The sequence below is a fragment of the Clostridium cuniculi genome (genome assembly GCF_004353185.1).
In the GTDB taxonomy this organism is placed as follows: domain Bacteria; phylum Bacillota; class Clostridia; order Clostridiales; family Clostridiaceae; genus Clostridium; species Clostridium cuniculi.
This window is the reverse complement of the sequence record NZ_SMUS01000017.1, coordinates 38958-58122: the sequence shown is the minus strand read 5'-3', so window position 1 is coordinate 58122 and position 19165 is coordinate 38958. Positions and strand designations below refer to the sequence as shown.

Here is a 19165-nt window from a genome sequence, read left to right as displayed (position 1 = left end):
TATTTTTTTAATAAGATAAAGGTTGATAGTAAGGATATGGTTGCCAATTAGTTGATACTTTTTCTTCCTTTATTGAATAGTTAACTTCTAAATCGCTTCTTTGATATGAATTAAATTCATTTAATAAGCTATTAAATTTAACAGAAAATTGAATTAGTGCTTCTGGGATTAATGAAACAGAAGCATTGAATTTTTCTAAAGGATTTAAATAGAATTCACTACTTCTAAGTGAAGTAATTGTATCTATGGCAGCGATACTTGCATTATTAGCAATTTCATTTATCTGTGATTTTAAAGATTCGTTATAAGAATCTGGATAACTTATATCTAAAATGATTCTACAGCTAGTATTTCTATATTTTAAACAAGGAATTTCTGATTCTATAGTGTCATCGTTTATATATCCTATAGTTTGTGATATATAGTCTTCTTTAACTTCAGGAATATCTATAGAGGTTAATGTTTTAGTATAAATATTTTTAGTTCCATTTATAGAATATTCTTTCTTACTACTTTCTAATGGCAAATTATCCTCTCTTAAGTTTTCGCAATTTTCACAAGTATTATCTGATCTATAACATATAAATGAGTCTATTCTTCTTAAATCTAATCCAAAATAAACCCAAGTAAAACCGAGCCACCTAAAACCAGAAACAGAGCGTCTATCTACATTAATTAAGAATGTCCAATAGTTTCTACCGCTAACTTCCCATATATAAGTATATTTAAAAAGACAAAATCTTATTGAATTAGGACTAACTGCTTTTGTATCTTTAGAGGATGAAAGGCTTTGAACGCCTTTTTCTTTTTTACTAGGAGTATAGTTAGGTGGAGGAGATTTTGGCATGTTAGCTTGACCAGGTGAACCACCAGGAAAGTTGTTTCCAGGTAAATTAGGAAAGGGTGGCAAACCAGGAAATCCTCCAGGAGGGTTTCCACCAGGAAAGTTACCACCAGGAAAGTTCCCGCCAGGTGGTAATTGAGAACGTGAATTTAGTAATTCATAAGGAAGAGGTGAGAATTCATAATCTGAATAAGGAGGGGTTAGAAGTTCATCATTATTTGTGAAGTCATTATAACTATTTGTACTCATAAAAATACTCCAAATTAAATTATTATAGAAATAGTATATTCAATTTAAGAAAATAAGTTAATTTTTATATTTTTAGACTCAGATAGGGCAATAAATGAATAGTATAAAGGGAGAGAGTATTGATTAAAATTCTGTAAAGGGGGTAATCTATGATAAAATTAATGATTATTTGTGCATTAGTATTATTAATGTGTATAACTTCTACTAAGATATTATATAGGTTTGGTGTACCAATTCTTTTAATATTTATGGTGTTCGGAATGTTATTTGGATCTGATGGGATTGTTGGAATATATTTTAATGACTATCAATTAGCTAGCAAAGTAAGTACTATAGCATTGATATTTATAATGTTTTATGGGGGATTTGGTACCAATTGGAGTATGGCTAAACCAGTAGCAGTACAATCGGTTTTTATGTCAACATTAGGAGTTGTTTTTACAGCTATATTAACAGGATTATTTTGTTTTTTTGTGTTTAAAACAACGTTATTAGAAGGATTACTTATAGGGTCAATTGTTGGCTCTACAGATGCAGCATCTGTATTTGCAATATTAAGATCTCAACGGTTAAATTTACGAGGGTCAATTGCATCTATGTTAGAGTTAGAAAGTGGTAGTAATGATCCATGTGCATATATGCTTACAGTAATAATATTAGGATTAATGGCTGGTGGGGGATATGGTAATATAATCCCAATGATATTAAAGCAAGTTATAGTAGGAGTAATAGTTTCAGTTGTTTTAGCTAAATTATCTATTTACTTATTAAGACATGCTAAATTTGAAATAGAAGGATTTTATCCCATCTTTGTAACTGCTATAGCAGTGTTAGCTTATTCATTAAGTGAATATTTTTTAGGAAATGGATATTTAAGTGTTTATATTACAGGTATTATAATAGGAAATGCAAAGATACCACATAAGAAAAGTATATTTCAGTTTTTTGATGGGATATCATGGATTATGCAAATCATGTTATTCTTTTTACTTGGATTATTGGCATTTCCATCAAAGATACCATCAGTAATGATTAAGGGAATATCAATATCAATATTTATGATTTTTGTAGCAAGGCCAGTTGCAATATTTAGTATTTTATATTGGTTTAAAACACCTATAAAAGAAGAAATTTTTATATCATGGGTAGGGATAAGAGGTGCCGCATCAATAGTTTTTGCAATATTTGCCGAAACATATGGAGTGGCAATAAATAATGATATTTTTCATATAATATTTTTTATAGCATTATTCTCAGTGGCTGTACAAGGTACAGTTATTCCGAGATTAGCTAAAAAATTAGATTTAATAGACAATGATGAGTCTGTTTTAAAGACTTTTAATGATTATAAAGAAGACAAGAGTACAAAGTTAATAGAGTTTACAATTGATGAGCATAATATTATAGCGAATAAAACAATAATGGATGCTAACATACCTGAAGATATTCTTGTGGTAATGATAAAGAGAAATGGGGATGTATTTGTACCAAATGGGTCTACAGAAATTTTACCAGGAGATATATTAGTGTTATCTGGTAATAAACTTAAACACTTTAATGAATATAAAGAAGATAAGAGTACAACATTAACAGAGGTTTCTGTTGAAGAAAAAAGCGGTTTAACTAATAAATCTATAAAGGATGCAGCTATTCCAGATGATGTTCTTATAGTTATGATAAAAAGAAGGGGACAAGTATTAGTTCCTAATGGCAATACAATAATTAATCCAGGAGATATATTAGTTATAACATCAAATAATATGGAAGAAATAGAAGACTTAATAACTGTATAAATTATTAGAAATTCACCATAAATATATGGTGAATTTTTGTGTAAATAAAAATTTTATTTTTATAGAATTAACATAAGGTTGAAAATTTAACTTTGTTATTTACTAAATATTTATGTAAGATAGACATAAGAAAATTTTTACTAGAAAGAGGTGCATAATATGAATATGGAATTAATTATGTTAGGAACAGGTTCTGCAATGGTAACAAAATGTTATAACACTTGTTTTGCACTAAGAAATAATAATGAGTATTTCTTAGTAGATGCAGGTGGCGGAAACGGAATATTAGCTCAATTAGAAAAGGCTGAAATTAATTATAAAAATATTAAAGGGATGTTTGTTACACATGGACATACAGATCATATAATTGGAGCAATATGGATAATAAGAAAATATGCTGCATTAATTAGTGAAGGAAAATATGAAGGTGAATTTAATATATACGGGCATAATGAAGTTGTTAACATATTAAATACTTTAAGTAATATGATGTTAACTAAAAAATTATTAAAGTTTGTTGGTAATGGCATTAATATTTGTGAGGTATGTCATGGAGATAAAATAGATGTTATAGGAATGAATATAGAATTTTTTGATATAGAATCTACTAAGGATAAACAATTTGGATTTAAGGCAATCCTTCCAAATAAAAAGAAGTTAGTTTGTCTTGGTGATGAACCTTATAAGGAGATTTCTAAAGAGTATGTTGAGAATTGCAATTGGTTACTTTCAGAAGCATTTTGCTTATATGCAGATAGAGAAATATTTAAGCCTTATGAAAAAAATCATAGTACACCTATTGAATCAGGAAAACTTGCAAAGGAGCTTAATGTAGAAAATTTAGTTTTATATCATACAGAAGACAAGAGGCTTCCAGAACGTAAAAGACTTTATAGTGAAGAAGCAAAATCTGTTTATGATGGACAAGTATTTGTTCCCTATGATTTAGAAAGAATAGAACTAAAATAAAAATTTATATATTAAGATTATAGAATTTGAAATTAAGTTGTGAAATTATAGTATTTAAATACTATAATTTTACAGTTAAATATAGACAAATTTAATATATTTAGATATACTTAGTTAGTTATTAAATATAACGATAATAAAATAATATTGGTTAGAAATAGACATATATAAATATCTATTTTTATTAAAAAGGAAGTTAGGTGAAAGTCCTACACAGTGCCGCTACTGTATTTAGGGAATGTTATTTCAAAGTAATCCATTGAGCATATATGCTTGAGAAGGAGAGATAACGTGATGATCTATAAGTCAGGAGACTTGCCAGTATTATAATATCGATACTCTTCGGTAAAAGAGTGATATTAATAAAAATTAAATATCAAACAAGTAAGAGTATCCTTATATCTTTATATTGAAATAAACAAATATAAACAGATAAAGGGAGAACAAAGATGAAAAAATTAAAAAAACTAACAACAATTCTATTAAGCGTAATGCTTATCTTAGGACTTGTTTCTTGTGGGACAAGCAATCAAGAGTCAGGAGATGTAGATTCAAGTGTACAGTCTCAAAAAAATAATGACTCACATTACCCAGTGACTATAACAACTTATAATTATTCGAAAGAACCTGTTGAAATAACTTTCGATAAGGCACCAGAAAATGTAGTAGCTATTTATCAAAATTCAATTGAAACTATGCTAGCATTAGGACTAGAGAATAGAATAGTTGCAGCTGCAGGCCTTGATCATGATGTAAAAGATGAGTATAAGGAAGCATTTAGTAAGGTGAATTATTTAGAAGAGTTTACTCCATCAAAAGAAACAATAATAATGGAAAAACCTGATTTTATATTAGGATGGTATTCTTTATTTGATGATAAAAGATTAGGAGATATCGATTATTGGAATGAAAGTGGTGTAAATACTTATATTTCATTAAATAGTGGAGTAGCTGAAGAAAGAACAATAGAGAATGAAATAAATGATATATTAAACCTAGGTAAGATTTTTAATGTTGAGGATAAAGCTCAGGCTATAGTAGATGAAATTACATCAACTGTTAATGAAGTTTCTTCAAAGGTAAGTAATGAAGAAAAGCAAAGTGCTATGGTAATAGAGTTTTATGATGATGAAATATATAGCTATGGTATCAAAACTTTAGCTGGAGATATGGTAACAAAATTAGGAGCAGAGGTTTTAAATCCTGAAGGTGGAAATATAGGAGCAGAAGATTTAATTAAACTAAATCCAGATTGTATTTTTGTTTCTTATATGGACATGGGAGATGAAAATATTCCAGTTGAAGAGGTAAATAAGGTATTAGAAAATCCAGCTTTTGCAAGTCTTTCTGCAGTTAAAAATAAAAGAGTTTATGCTATACCTTTAGGAGAGATGTATTCTAGTGGAATAAGAACAATAGATGGTATAAATACTTTTGCAAATGGATTATATGGAAATGAAGAATAAAGTTTTAAAAGGAGTTCCTATATATATAGGGACTTCTGTCATACTACTAATTATACTTTTTCTATCTATAGGTTTTGCTGTTACCATGGGATCTGTAGATATTAGTATAAAGGAAGTGTATAAAGTTATATTATATAAATTATTTAATATTGGAGATTCATCTATAGGATCAGGAGCTATAGCAGATGTAGTTTGGCTAATAAGAATGCCAAGAATAGTATTAGCTATAGCTGTTGGAGCAGGATTATCAGTAGTAGGAATTATAATGCAAGCAATAGTTAAAAATCCACTGGCTGATCCTTATATATTAGGAGTTTCATCAGGTGCATCTTTAGGAGCAACACTTGCTGTAGTGCTAGGTATAGGAAGTGTATTTGGAAGTAATTCACTTGGTATAATGGGCTTTATTGGAGCTTTTGGAGTTTCTATATTAGTATTAATGATATCTAATATAGGGGGAAGAAGTAACTCTATAAAGCTGCTTTTATCAGGAATGGCATTAAGTTCTGTTTGTAGTTCTTTTTCAAGTTTTTTAGTTTATATATCAGATGATTCACAAAAGTTAAAAACAATAACTTTTTGGTTAATGGGCAGTTTAGCTGGAGCAAAATGGAATGAAATAGCATTTATATTACCTATTATTATTTTAGGAATTATATTTTTTACGACTCAGTATAGAATATTAAATTTAATGTTATTAGGAGATGAAGTATCAATTACATTAGGTACAGATTTGCATAAGTTTAGAATTATATATCTATTAATAACTTCACTTATAATAGGGCTATTAGTTTATGTATCAGGAATGATAGGATTTATTGGTCTTATAATACCTCATATAGTTAGAATTATTTTTGGAACTGACCATAAGGAAATAATACCAATAGCAGCTTTATTAGGAGCAATAATTTTAATATGGGCAGATGTTATTTCTAGAATTTTGATAAAGGGTACAGAAATACCTATTGGAATAGTTATATCAATAATAGGAGCACCATTATTTGTATGGCTTATGATTAAAAAGAATTATGGGTTTGGTGGTAATAAGTAATGAATATAAAAGCTGAAAATATAAATATTACTTTAGAAAAAAACAATATATTAAAAGGTATAAATATAGAGGTAGATAATAAGGAAGTTGTAGGAATAATAGGACCTAATGGAAGTGGAAAATCAACTTTTTTAAAATGTATATATAGAGTATTAAAGCCTAATGATGGAGCAATATTGTTAGATAAAGTAGATATAAAGGGTATGACAGTAAAAGAAAGTTCAAAAAGATTAGCTGTATTATCTCAACATAATAATTATAATTTTGATTTTACTGTTAAAGATATTGTTTTAATGGGAAGATCTCCTCATAAAAAGTTTATGGAAAGAGACAACAAAGAGGATTATGATATTGTAAATGATGCTTTAAAAAAGGTTGAGATGTTGGAGTTTAAGGATAGATGTTTTCAAAGTTTATCAGGTGGTGAACAACAAAGGGTAATACTTGCAAGAGCTTTGGCACAACAGCCACAATGTTTAATATTAGATGAGCCAACGAATCATTTAGATATAAAATATCAACTTCAACTTATGAGAATAGTTAAGAATTTAAATATTGAGGTTATTGCAGCTATTCATGACTTGAATATTGCAGCTATGTATTGTGATAAAATATATGTTTTGAAAGATGGAGAAATTATTAAGTATGGCAATCCAAAAGAAGTATTAACAAAAGAACTTATAAAAGAAGTTTATGAAGTTGATGCAGAGGTTATATTAAATAACGAGAGAATTTATATTTCTTATTTAATATAAACAGCACTTTTTATGTTATAAAATTAAGTATATAAATTAAAATGAAAACTAGAAAATATGTGATATATTCTAGTTTTCATTTTAATATTATTTTATTTCTAGAACTAGTTTAATATACTCATGAACCATTCAACGGTATCAGGATCATAATGTGAGAAAAATAAACTTTCCTTTGTATCTAGTTTTTCTATTTCTGTTATTTCTTCATTAGTTAATTGAAAATCAAAGACATTGAAATTTTCAATCATTCTTTCTTTATGAGTTGATTTAGGAATTACAACAATATCTTTTTGAAGTAAGAAACGTAAGGCTACTTGGGCAGCACTCTTATTGTATTTATATCCTATTTTAGTTAATATTTTATTTTTAAATAAGTCATTTTTTCCTTCAGCAAATGGTCCCCACGATTCAATTTGTGTTCCATATTTTTTTAAGATTTCTTGAGCCTTTTTTTGTTGATTAAATACATGTGTTTCAATTTGATTAATTGCTGGTTTGATTTCAACGAAATTATACAAGTCTATATAACGATCAGGATAGAAGTTGCTTACACCGATAGCTTTTATTTTACCATCCTTATATAGTTCTTCCATAGCACGATAAGTCCCATAATAATCACCAAATGGTTGATGCACTAATACTAAATCAAGGTAGTCTAATTGGAGTTTTTTTAAAGATTCTTCAATTGAAGCCTTTGCCTTTTCATAACCAGCATTTGAAATCCATACTTTTGTAGTAATAAATAATTCTTCTCTTGGTATACTAGACTTTTTAATAGCGTTACCTACTGCTTCTTCATTGCCATAGGCTTGTGCAGTATCAATAGAACGATATCCAACTTCAAGTGCATCTAAAACACATCTTTCACATTCTTCAAAATCTGGTATTTGATAAACACCATAACCTAATATGGGCATTTCAATACCGTTATTTAATTTAACTTTGTTCATAATTTACCTTCTTTCTTTGTTAAAATTTGTATTATTTGATGTATAATAAGTATAGTACCTTCGTGTAACACGAAGTCAATAGGAGAGGAAAAAATTATGTTAACAGTTAAAGAAGTTTCTCAAAAATTAGAAATTACACCACATGCAGTTCGATATTATACAGATAATGGGCTTGTTCCATCAGTAAAAAGAGATGAACATAATAATCGTTTATTTGATCAAGAGTCTATTAATTGGTTGATTGGAATTAAGCATTTAAGAAAATGTGGAATGTCTATAGAAGCAATTAAACAATATGTTATTTTATGCCTAGAAGGTGATTGTAATATTATGGAACGCCTTGAGATTATTAAAGAACAAAAGCAAATAATAGATTTGAAAATTAAAGAATTTCAAAAATCATCACAATATCTTTCAGAAAAAATTAATCTTTATCATAAAACTATTAATCATGAAATAGGAGATATTACAAATCCAAATACTTGGAATAAGTAATATTAGAGAAATAGAAGATAGTATAATTTAAAAGTATATTTTCACTAATAAAAAAATGCAACTTACAATTGATAAAATGCAAGATACATTCTTAGATATTGTTTATGAGTTTATTTTGTTGTAAATATAGTACATAGCAATATTCAAGGAGGATGATTCAATGAAATATGATGTAATTATCATAGGTGGAGGACTTGCAGGTTTATCTTCAGCTTTAAAATTATCACAAAACGGTAAAAAAGTAGCAGTATTTGAAAAGCACTTTATGGCTGGTGGATATGCAACTAATTTTAAGAGAAAAGATAAGGATGGAAACTTATATGTATTTGATGTATCTTTACATGGGATAGGTGGATTATTGCCTGGAAATGCTTTTCATAATCATATGAAGGATATCAATATGATTGATAAAGTAGAGTTTTTAAGGAAAAAGGAAACAGGAACAATATACAGTAATGGGTGTGAAATTGATGTTCCAGATACATTTGAAAAATATCGTGATCATTTAATAAATAGATATAGTGCTTATAAAGATAAAATATATAAATTGTTTAAAGAGATATATAGTTTGAAAGAAGAGATGGAGTCAGGGAAGCCACCTGTTATTTATCAAAAAATGCAAGATATAAGTTTATATGATTATTTAAAATCTTTTATAAATGATGATAGGTTTATTGAAGAGTTTAGTTTTTTATGGCTATATTATGGATTGCCACCAAAGAAATTAAATGCATTATTTTATATGTTAGCTTGGATATCCTATCATATAGGGGGGACATTCTATATAAAGGGTGGAGCAGGTAAACTTTCAGATACTTTTGTAGAAGAGATTAAAAAAAATGGTGGTGAGGTATATTTATCTAATGAGATTGTAAAAATTGATATTGAAGGTAATAATGTAACTGCAGTACATACAAGAAGAGGAAATAAGTATGATGCTGAGAAGTTTATATTTGCTTGTGATCCTAATCACTTAATAAATTTAATGGATAATAATAACGAAAATGTTATTGAGTATAAGAAAAAGTTGGATAATAATGATGTTGGTATTAGTTTATCACAATTATATATAGGATTAGATTGCAAAACAACAGAGATTGGAATAACAAAAGCAGATTATTTCATCAGCAATGGAGTTAATTATGAAGATGCTTATAAAAACATATTAAAGGGAAATTACTCAGATAATATTTTAGGGTTAACTAGTTATGATGTTTTAGATCCAGATTTAAATAAAGATGTGGGAGTATTTGTAGTAGTCTTTGGAGATCATATTAAAAATTGGCCACAATATAAAAGTGAAGATTATAAAAGAAAAAAAGAAGAGGTTACTAATGAAATATTAGAAATTGTATATAAAAACTTTCCAAAGGTTAAGGGACATATAAAGGTTTTAGAGCTTGGCACACCACATACAATGAAACGTTATACAAATAATACTCAAGGTGCTGTATATGGATGGGAGCAAAATATAAGGCAAGGTGGATTTAATAGACTTTCGAATAAGTCATATTTTAGAAATGTATTTTTATCTGGAGCTTGGACTAATCCGGGAGGAGGATTTGAGGGTGCTATTACTGGTGGAATTTTAACTGCTGAAAGAATATTAAAAGAAGATAGTAAAATAAAAAATAACATAAAAGTTAACAATAATGATTTGAGTGATCCTGATATTCCATTGAAGCAATTTATGATTGGAATGACAGCAAATTTTGATAATTCTACTGTATCAAAACATGAGAATTATTTATTAGAGTTTATTTTTGATGATAAAGACACTTATTATATTGAAATAAAAAATAGGAAAGCTAAATTATTAAATAAAAAAATAGATAAGAAATCAGATGTAATAGTAAAAACATCATATAAAGTTTGGTATAACATAGCTTTTAATGGGTTAGATGGAAGAGGAGCTATGTTTGATGGAAAATTAAGTGTACTAGGTGATGCTGATATATTTATGAATATACCTAAATATTTTAATACTAGTTCTTTAGGTGATGAACCGATAGTAAAGAGAAGAAAGCTTAATACAATATTTTGGCTAGTGCTAACGTTAATACCATGGATAGTAAGTGGAGCTATAAGTGGATTTTATAATGATGGTATAGGAATTTCATTATTTGCAACTTTATATACAGCTTTGATTATAGTATTTATAAAGCCGAAACAATTTAAAGAAATTACTATGTTAGAAGGATTAACATTTATATCTTTTGCTCTTTATGGAATATTATATAAATTCGCACCAATAGTATTTGAAGCAATCAGTAGTTACATTCTTAAGATAATATTAATAGGAGCATTTTTTATTTCTGCAATAATAAAAAAGCCAATAACATCAGATTATTCTAAACAATCATACAAAGATAGTATGACAAGAACAAAATTATTTACTGATATAAATATAGTTATTACTTTATTATGGGCAGTTATATTTGCTATTCAATTAATTATAAGTTTAATAATTTCAGCACCATGGAATAATTTAGCTCAAATATTATCTATAGTTGGATTAATAATATCTTATTATTACCCTAAAATTAAACTAGGTGAATAGAAAGAAATTTTAGTATTTTTATAAATTGAAATGAGGTTTTAGGTTGAAAATTAACATAGAAGAGATAGAAGGCTTTGGAGAGACTGAAATAACAATTAAATGTCAGTCTATATCTAAAGAAATATTAGATTTTATAAATGAATATAAGCTTATTGATAATAGACTATGGGGAAGTTTAGATAAGCAATCTTATATATTAAATCCTATGGATATATATTATATTGAGACAATAGATAATAAAGTTTTTGCTTATACTAAAAATAAGGTTTATGAATTAAGCCATAAGCTATATGTCTTAGAGACAATACTTCCAACCAAATATTTTTTTAGAGCATCTAAATCAATGATAATAAATATATCAAAGATTGTTAGCATAAAGTCTTTATTTAATGGAAAGATGCAGGCTAATCTTGATAATAATGAAAGTGTAATTATATCAAGGAGTAATGTAGTTTTATTTAAAGAAAAGTTGGGGGTTGGTAAGTAATGAAGAATATAATATTGTTTTTTAATAAATTATGTATTATGTTTACTGTTACAACAATAACATATGGTATATTTAATTCATTTACTCAAATTAATCAGTTGTTTTATCCAGCCTTTTTTCAATGTGTTGGATTAGCAATATTATTTAGTATAGCATTAACTATATTAGATTATTTAAGTAATAAAATAAAGATATTAGCTAGTAATAGCTTTATATGGATACAATATATAATACTAATTAGTATTATAATAAGTTGGGCAGTTTTCTTTAAATGGGGAGATTGGAATAATGAATTTTATGTAGTTATTTTTATTGTTGCTTTTACATTAATATATTTATTTATTTACTTCTTTATAGATTTATCTAATAAAAAGTCTGATAGTAAAATAAATGAACAATTAAGAAAGTATCAAGAAAATATATCAAAAGAGTAAATTAAAAAGCTATATCTAAAATAAAATTTTAAATTTAGATATAGCTTTTATTTATATTTTATTCAAAAGATCTAACTCTTAGTGTTATTCCTAAATCATCACATATTTTTTGACTTGCTTCAATAGCATCTTTACCAATACAATCTACAACTGTGAATACAACATTAGGAATATAAGATTTACATGATACAGCAAACTTCTTCATAGCATCATAAGATTCAATTCCAAACTTATTTTTAGTTATTTTATAAAACTCTTCTGCTGTTGGTGCATTAAGGCTTATAGAAATGGTATCAATTAAACCATTTAGTAAAGGTGCTATGTCTTTTTTATTAATTAAATCTCCTAAACCATTAGTATTAATTCTAATTGGAATTTTTGAGTTTCTTTCTTTTATATATTTAGAAATTTCAATTATTGCATCTAATCTTTCAGTTGGTTCTCCAAATCCACAGAATATAATTTCATCATAAAGATTAATGTCAATAGATTCAAACTCATTAATTACTTCATTTACAGTTGGTTCTTTTTCTAACCATAGGCTATTAGATTCAAGCATTTTTTTAGTTTGTCTCAAGCAAAATGTACATGCACATGGACAACGATTAGTCAAATTTACATATATATTTCTTTTTATGCCCTTAGATTTCATTTCTTCAATTGTTATATTTTTTAAGTTTATAAAATTCCCATTATCACTAGTATATAAAACAACCATATTACCCCATCCTTTTATATTATTTTAATTCGGTTAAGAATTCTTCAAAACAAACACCATAGCTACTAGGTAAGTTTAAATTAGTAGTAAACTTTAATGATTTACTAATGAAATCTGTAGCTTTTCTTACTGAATCTGCAAAGTCTTCGCCCTTAACAAGACTAGCAGATACAATAGAAGAGAAAACATCACCAGTTCCAGAACGGTCTTCACCTATTTTTTCAACTTGTATGATTTTATAGGGTTTATTGCTTTCAAAAATAAAGTTTTCTATTGCACCTTGTCTTTGTAAGCCAGTAATTACTATTTTACTTGGGCCTTGAAGAGATAATCTTTCACATAATAAATACAACTCTTCATGGGTTGGAGTATCAGAAGGGTAAGATAAATCTAATAATCTACAAACTTCAGTAAGATTAGGTGTTAATACATCAGCATATTTAATTAAGTTTTGCATTTCTTTACACATTTCATCTGTATAAGTAGAATAAAGCTTGCCATAGTCTCCCATGACTGGATCTATTAAAACTATGTTATTTTCAGTTTTAAATTTTTCTAAAAATTCTATCACTATTTTAATTTGTTCTTTAGAGCCTAAAAAACCTGTACATATTCCATCAAAGTTTAATCCAAGGACTTCCCAATTATTTATATACTCTTTCATTTTAGGAGTATAATCTTCAAAAAAGAAGTTATTAAATCCAGTATGATTTGAAAGTATAGCTGTTGGTATAAAACAACATTGAACTTTAAGTGCTGAAATAATAGGTAATGAAACGGCTATGGAACATCTACCAAAACCTGTTACATCATTTATAAGGGCTATTTTTTTTTGATTAAATCCCATCATTCTTTTCACATCCTTTAAATATTAATTATAAAAGAAGAATTTGGGAAAAGCAATTTCAGAAGCTTTGTAACGATACAATATTATTTTATACTGCAGGTTATCCTTGTATGGTAATAAAAGAGATTACTGATGAAGATAAAAAAATATTATAAATAAAAAACAATCTGGACTATATATGTCTTATTTAGAGAATACTATATAGATTAAAAGCAAATCAATTTATAAAAATAAATAAAATTTAAAGTTAATTAAAAAGAGGTATGGATATGAATAAGTTTATGGAACAAGCTAAATTAATAAAAGATGATATTGTAAGTTATAGAAGAACTATTCATCAAAATCCTGAGGTTGGGGCTGAACTACCTAAAACAAAATCTTATGTAATAGAGAAGTTAAAAGAGTTTGGATATGATCCAAAAGAAATATGTGAAAGTGGTATAGTTGCTACAATTGAAGGAAGTAAGCCAGGAAAAACATTTTTATTAAGAGCTGATATGGATGCACTACCAATGGAAGAAGCTACTGAATGTGATTTTAAATCAAATAATGGTTGTATGCACTCTTGTGGACATGATATGCATACAGCAATGCTTTTAGGAGCAGCAAAATTACTTAAAGAAAATCAAGATGAAATAGAAGGAACTATTAAGTTAGTATTTCAACCAGATGAAGAAGGATTTACTGGAGCGAAAAAAATGTTAGAAGCAGGAGTGCTTGAAAATCCTAAGGTTGATGCAGCAATGGCAATGCATGTACATTCTGGAACCCCTTCAAATGTTGTATTATGTGGTTTAGGAACTAGTATAGCAGGCTGCAATAGATTTAGAATAGTTGTAAATGGAAGAGGATGTCATGGGGCTATGCCTGAAACAGGAGTAGATCCAATTAATATAGCAGCGCATATATACATATCTTTACAAGAAATAATAGCAAGAGAAATATCAGCTACAAAACCAGCTGTAGTAACAATAGGAAAATTCGTAGGTGGGGAAGCTCCAAACATAATACCTGAAGAGGTTATTATGGAAGGTACTATAAGAAGTTTAGATAAAGAGGTTGGAGAATTTATATTTAGTAGAATGAAAGATATAGTTGAATCTACTGGAAAGATGTTTAGAGGAGAAGCTAAATTAATAGAATTATCATCTGTTCCACCATTAGCTAATAATACTGATTTAGCTAATGAACTTACAGGTTATGTGAAGGATTTAGTGGGAGAAAAATCTGTTTGTTTATTTGAAGCAGGGGGAATGGGATCAGAAGATTTTGCATCTTATTCATATGAAGTTCCAAGTGTGTATCTTATGTTAGGTGCAGGTACAAAAGAAGAAAACTCTTTATATGGTGAGCCAATGCATAATGAAAAGGTAGTATTTAATGAAGATATATTAGTTACAGGAGCAGCTATGCATACATATTGTGCTATTATGTGGCTAAAAAATAATAAATAAAAATTTACTGTTTATAGATAGTATAATTAAGAGTTTGAAAGGTAAGATTAATGAGATTATTAGATATTGTGTTTTATCTCTTGAGAAGCAGTTGTAAAGTTACAATTAGTGAACTTGCAAGAATTTATGATGTATCTACGAGGACAATAAAAAGAGATTTAGATAAACTATCGGTATTAGGCATTCCTATAATAATTCATAGAGGAAAAAATGGGGGTGTGGAGATAGATGAAAACTATGTGATAAGAAGACAAATGTTAAGATACAGTGATTATGAAGCATTAATTTTTGCGCTATATATTGGTGAAAGTATAAGTAAGAATATAGATCAGTCATTTTTAATTGATAAATTTAGAATAGTAGAGAAAGACAAGTGCTCTGAAATCTTAGTGAAGCTTAAAGAAAGATTCATAGTAGATTTATATGAAGAAAAGTTTGATACTAAAAGTGAAATTTGCCAGGGAATCGATGAAGCTTTAGATAATAAACGTTTTATAGAGATAGAAACAAGAAAAGGAAAATCAGTTATAATTCCAATTTCATATGTTTTAAGAAAGGAAGGTCTATGCTTATATTGTTATAGTGAAGAATATAATCTTATATTGATAAATGAAATATATAGTATTAAAATTCTTAATAAAAATTATGATAAAAATATAATTAGTTATATAGATAATAAAAATAATTTAAAATTAATATAAAATAGAATTTGTTAAATGTTAGAAACAAGACGCTAGTTGTCTTGTTTTTTTTGTTATTATTATTAAAGTAATTAATAATTTGTATTTTCATGTAAAAATTAAAGGGATTAAGGAGAATAAATTATAAACTTGGGAGTGAAAATTAGAAAATGGGAAAAACGATGGGGAAAAAAATTGCAGTATTTATGGTTATATTTGCAATTTTATTAAGTTGGGATGGGGTAGCATATGCTACTAAAGTTAACTTTTATAATAGCTCAGTAGCTGAGTTAGATAAAATAAATTTTAATAATTTATCCACAAATGATGGATTAACCAGTGACCTTATAACTTATATTTATCAAGATTCAATAGGGGATATGTGGATAGGTACTAAAGACGGATTAAATCAGTATAATGGTAATATGGTAGTACAATACACTTATCAATATGGTAATGAAAAAAGTCTTACATCACCTTGTATTACAAGTATAAATGAAGATGATAGCGGAAATATATGGGTTGGAACCGATTCAGGATTAAACATCATTAACAGAGATGAAGATAAAGTTATTAGAATAGAATCAGAAGAACAGAATGAGGATATGTTATCCAATTATGTAATAACTTCAATATACAAAGATAGTTATGGAGTTATGTGGGTTGGAACTACAAATGGTCTTAACAGATATGATGAAAAAAATAATAAATTTATAAAGTATTATTCAGATGAAACTAATACAAATATAACTAATAATTACATAACAGATATAGATGAAAATGAATTAGGTGAATTATGGGTATCTACTATGGATGGTATATCTATTATAGATTTAAAAACCTATAGTATAAGGAATGGAAGAGATAAATATAAGAATATTGAATATATATATAGTGTAGATAAAGATAATTATGGAGATATGTGGGTTCTAGGGAAAGAATCTGTATTTAAAATTATAAATAAAGATTATGAAGTAGGTATTTACAATATATATGATTGTGAAAATTTAAGTGATGATATGACAAAAATATTATGTCATAGCAATGGTGATGTATGGTTATCGAGAGGAACTGGATTAATAAGATATATAGTAAGTAGCAATGAAACAAAAATTTATACAGAAGCATCAAACTACTTGATAAATAACTCAATAAATTGTTTATATGAAGATAGAAGTGGTGTACTATGGGTAGGAACAAATAAGGGAGTTAGTATATTAAATACCAAACAACAATTTAGTACTAGAATAAATAATATATTACTTCAGAATAATATATATGAAAATAGTGTAAGAGCATTTTTACAAGATAGTGATAATGATTTATGGATAGGAATAGACGGAAATGGATTAGTTCAATTTGATATATCAGAAAATAAAATGATAAGATTTATTTGTGATAAGAATAATGAAAATTCGTTACTTAGCAATTCAATAAATTATATTGCAGAAGGTGTTGATGGTAGTATAATAGTATCAACAGAAAAAGGAATAAATATAATTAATAAAAATACCAAAGAAATAATATCATATTCTTATGAAGAAATAAATCTAAATCTTTTTTTAAATGATAATTTTAAAATAGTTAATGATTATAAGTATTCATGGTCAGCAACGGAGGAAGGACTATATAGATATGATAGAGAAACTCATGAAGTAGTTAATTATAGAGAGAATTTTAATGAAAAAGGCATTAGTAACTATAAGATATTTGATATTTTTCAAGATGAAATTGATGAGAATATTCTTTGGTTAGCTGGGGGAAAAGAAGGCGGATTAATAAAATTTCATAAAACTGAAGGTGTAATTAAAAATTATTTATCAACTTCAGGAGAAAACTCTTTGAGTTATGATTCTATAAATTGTATTCAGGGAGATGGAAAAGGAAATCTTTGGATAGGAACTGAAGTAGGATTAAATAAATTTAATATTGAAAAAGAAACTTTTACTCAATATTATGATAAAGATGGTTTAGTAAGTAATTATATAAATAGTATAATTATAGATGATAATGAAAACATATGGTTAGGAACAAATAAAGGACTAAGTAAATTTATTATTAATGAGAGTAGATTTATAAATTTTACGGAGAGAGATGGAGTATCTGGAAATCAATTCAATAAAAGGGCAGCATATAAGACTAAGGAGGGACATTTATTATTTGGAACTACTGAAGGAGTAGTTTCATTTGATCCAAATAATATAGAAGAAATAACTCCTAAAGTAGATAAAGTGGTTCTAGATACATTGTTGATAAATAGGGAATTGTTTATAAGTGATGGTGATAATATGGAGCTTAATCATGATGAAAATAATATAACAATTCAATATTTTCTTCCTAATTACACTAGAATAGGTAGAATAACTTATTTGTATAAAATGGATGGAGTAAATAAAGAGTGGATTAGTGATAGTAAAGGTGGTTATGCAACTTATACTATGTTGAATCCAGGTAAGTATACATTTAGAGTTAAGGCGGTTAAGAGTGATGGAAGTTTTACAGAAGAATCAACTGTAAGCTTTGTTATAAAAAAGCCATTTTGGAAATCTAATATAGTATATTGTATTTTTATAATAGTTGCTTTATTGATAATTTTAAATATTGTATATCGTGTAAAGTTTCTAAAAAAATTAGTAGATAAGCAAACAAAAGAAATAAATCGTCAATTAGAGGAAAATAAAAAACTTTATGAGAGAAATATTAGAAATGAAAAATTTAAAAATGATTATTTTGTTAATTTATCTCATGAGTTAAGAACACCTATAAGTATAATTTTATCAGTGCTTCAACTATTGGATTCCTTAAAAGAAAATGGAAACGTTACTAAAGAGAGACAATTACATTATATGGATGTAATAAGAAAAAGTTCAAAAAGTTTATTAGATATAATAAATGATATTATAGATAGTTCTAAAATAGAATCAGGAACTTATAAGATAAATAAAGAAAAAAATATAGATATAATATATTTAGTGGAAGAAACTGCGTTGAATATGAGTGATTATATTAATAGTAAGGGGATTGAATTAATCATAGATCCAGAAGTTGAAGAATTGCCAATATGCTGCGATCCTAATGAAATACAGAGATGCATTATAAACCTTATTGGAAATGCTGTTAAGTTTACAGAAGAAAATGGACAAATTAAGGTTTTAATTAAAGCAAATGATAACAATGTTAGTGTTTCTATAGAAGATAATGGTCTTGGAATATCAAAAGATGATCAAGAGTTTATATTTAAGAGATTTGAACAAGGTAAAAATATTAATTCAACTAAGGTAAGTAGTAGTGGAATAGGTTTAACGTTAGTTAAATATATTGTAGAGTTACATGATGGACATGTTAAATTAGAGAGTGAATTAAATAAGGGAAGTAAGTTTACCATAGTATTACCTATAAACTAAAATGTATTA

The 19165-nt window shown here is 27.0% G+C and carries 16 protein-coding genes and 1 riboswitch; of the genes, 12 read left to right on the top strand and 4 right to left on the bottom strand.

Going from position 1 to position 19165, the window contains the following annotated elements; translation table 11 throughout:
• Window positions 1-7: 7 nt before the first annotated feature.
• Complete coding sequence (locus tag EJJ37_RS20215) at window positions 8-1093, bottom strand: hypothetical protein (protein WP_166484735.1); 1086 nt, start codon at window positions 1091-1093, stop codon at window positions 8-10.
• A 149-nt stretch (window positions 1094-1242) separates the two neighbouring features.
• Here EJJ37_RS20215 and EJJ37_RS10280 point away from each other — a divergent pair, with 149 nt between their 5' ends.
• The 5 genes from EJJ37_RS10280 (at window position 1243) to EJJ37_RS10260 (ending at window position 7127) form a co-directional block, all read left to right on the top strand.
• Window positions 1243-2886, top strand: coding sequence for a potassium/proton antiporter (locus EJJ37_RS10280; RefSeq protein ID WP_133015493.1), 1644 nt, complete (start codon window positions 1243-1245; stop codon window positions 2884-2886).
• 159 nt (window positions 2887-3045) lie between these two features.
• Complete coding sequence (locus tag EJJ37_RS10275; protein ID WP_133015492.1) at window positions 3046-3855, top strand: MBL fold metallo-hydrolase; 810 nt, start codon at window positions 3046-3048, stop codon at window positions 3853-3855.
• A 131-nt stretch (window positions 3856-3986) separates the two neighbouring features.
• A riboswitch (cobalamin riboswitch) is annotated at window positions 3987-4192 on the top strand.
• A 112-nt stretch (window positions 4193-4304) separates the two neighbouring features.
• Window positions 4305-5321 (top strand): ABC transporter substrate-binding protein, encoded by a 1017-nt coding sequence (locus EJJ37_RS10270; RefSeq protein ID WP_133015491.1) that lies wholly within the window; start codon window positions 4305-4307, stop codon window positions 5319-5321.
• On the top strand, window positions 5305-6372 hold the full coding sequence (locus tag EJJ37_RS10265; RefSeq protein WP_420808538.1) for a FecCD family ABC transporter permease: 1068 nt from the start codon (window positions 5305-5307) through the stop codon (window positions 6370-6372). Before EJJ37_RS10270 ends, EJJ37_RS10265 begins: the two co-directional genes overlap by 17 nt.
• Window positions 6372-7127, top strand: coding sequence for an ABC transporter ATP-binding protein (locus tag EJJ37_RS10260; protein ID WP_133015490.1), 756 nt, complete (start codon window positions 6372-6374; stop codon window positions 7125-7127). Before EJJ37_RS10265 ends, EJJ37_RS10260 begins: the two co-directional genes overlap by 1 nt.
• A gap of 104 nt (window positions 7128-7231) precedes the next feature.
• On the opposite strand, the gene EJJ37_RS10255 is transcribed toward EJJ37_RS10260, so the two are convergent.
• Window positions 7232-8077 carry an aldo/keto reductase gene (locus tag EJJ37_RS10255; protein ID WP_133015489.1) on the bottom strand — a complete coding sequence of 282 codons (846 nt, stop codon included), beginning with the start codon at window positions 8075-8077 and terminating at the stop codon, window positions 7232-7234.
• Window positions 8078-8173: 96 nt separating this feature from the next.
• Here EJJ37_RS10255 and EJJ37_RS10250 point away from each other — a divergent pair, with 96 nt between their 5' ends.
• From EJJ37_RS10250 to EJJ37_RS10235, 4 genes are all read left to right on the top strand, one after another.
• Window positions 8174-8572 (top strand): MerR family transcriptional regulator, encoded by a 399-nt coding sequence (locus EJJ37_RS10250; RefSeq protein ID WP_133015488.1) that lies wholly within the window; start codon window positions 8174-8176, stop codon window positions 8570-8572.
• Between the two features lie 160 nt (window positions 8573-8732).
• A complete protein-coding gene (locus EJJ37_RS10245; protein WP_133015487.1) occupies window positions 8733-11132 on the top strand; it encodes an FAD-dependent oxidoreductase in 2400 nt (799 codons plus the stop codon).
• A 43-nt stretch (window positions 11133-11175) separates the two neighbouring features.
• Window positions 11176-11619, top strand: coding sequence for a LytTR family DNA-binding domain-containing protein (locus EJJ37_RS10240; RefSeq protein WP_133015486.1), 444 nt, complete (start codon window positions 11176-11178; stop codon window positions 11617-11619).
• Window positions 11619-12053 carry a DUF3021 family protein gene (locus EJJ37_RS10235; RefSeq protein ID WP_133015485.1) on the top strand — a complete coding sequence of 145 codons (435 nt, stop codon included), beginning with the start codon at window positions 11619-11621 and terminating at the stop codon, window positions 12051-12053. Before EJJ37_RS10240 ends, EJJ37_RS10235 begins: the two co-directional genes overlap by 1 nt.
• 58 nt (window positions 12054-12111) lie before the next feature.
• Here EJJ37_RS10235 and EJJ37_RS10230 read toward each other — a convergent pair whose 3' ends face one another.
• Together EJJ37_RS10230 and EJJ37_RS10225 are read right to left on the bottom strand one after the other, a co-directional pair.
• Window positions 12112-12771, bottom strand: a complete 660-nt coding sequence (locus EJJ37_RS10230; protein ID WP_133015484.1) for a TIGR04100 family radical SAM protein — start codon at window positions 12769-12771, stop codon at window positions 12112-12114.
• A 19-nt stretch (window positions 12772-12790) separates the two neighbouring features.
• The gene (locus EJJ37_RS10225; protein WP_133015483.1) at window positions 12791-13621 is read right to left on the bottom strand and encodes a pyridoxamine kinase; all 831 of its coding nucleotides are present in this window, start codon (window positions 13619-13621) and stop codon (window positions 12791-12793) included.
• 266 nt (window positions 13622-13887) lie between these two features.
• Between EJJ37_RS10225 and EJJ37_RS10220 the strand changes: the two genes are divergently transcribed.
• The 3 genes from EJJ37_RS10220 to EJJ37_RS10210 all read left to right on the top strand — a co-directional run bounded on the left by EJJ37_RS10220 (window position 13888) and on the right by EJJ37_RS10210 (window position 19156).
• Window positions 13888-15072, top strand: coding sequence for a M20 metallopeptidase family protein (locus EJJ37_RS10220; RefSeq protein WP_133015482.1), 1185 nt, complete (start codon window positions 13888-13890; stop codon window positions 15070-15072).
• Window positions 15073-15122: 50 nt separating this feature from the next.
• Window positions 15123-15773 (top strand): helix-turn-helix transcriptional regulator, encoded by a 651-nt coding sequence (locus EJJ37_RS10215; RefSeq protein ID WP_133015481.1) that lies wholly within the window; start codon window positions 15123-15125, stop codon window positions 15771-15773.
• 149 nt (window positions 15774-15922) lie between these two features.
• Complete coding sequence (locus tag EJJ37_RS10210) at window positions 15923-19156, top strand: ligand-binding sensor domain-containing protein (RefSeq protein ID WP_133015480.1); 3234 nt, start codon at window positions 15923-15925, stop codon at window positions 19154-19156.
• Window positions 19157-19165: the final 9 nt, after the last annotated feature.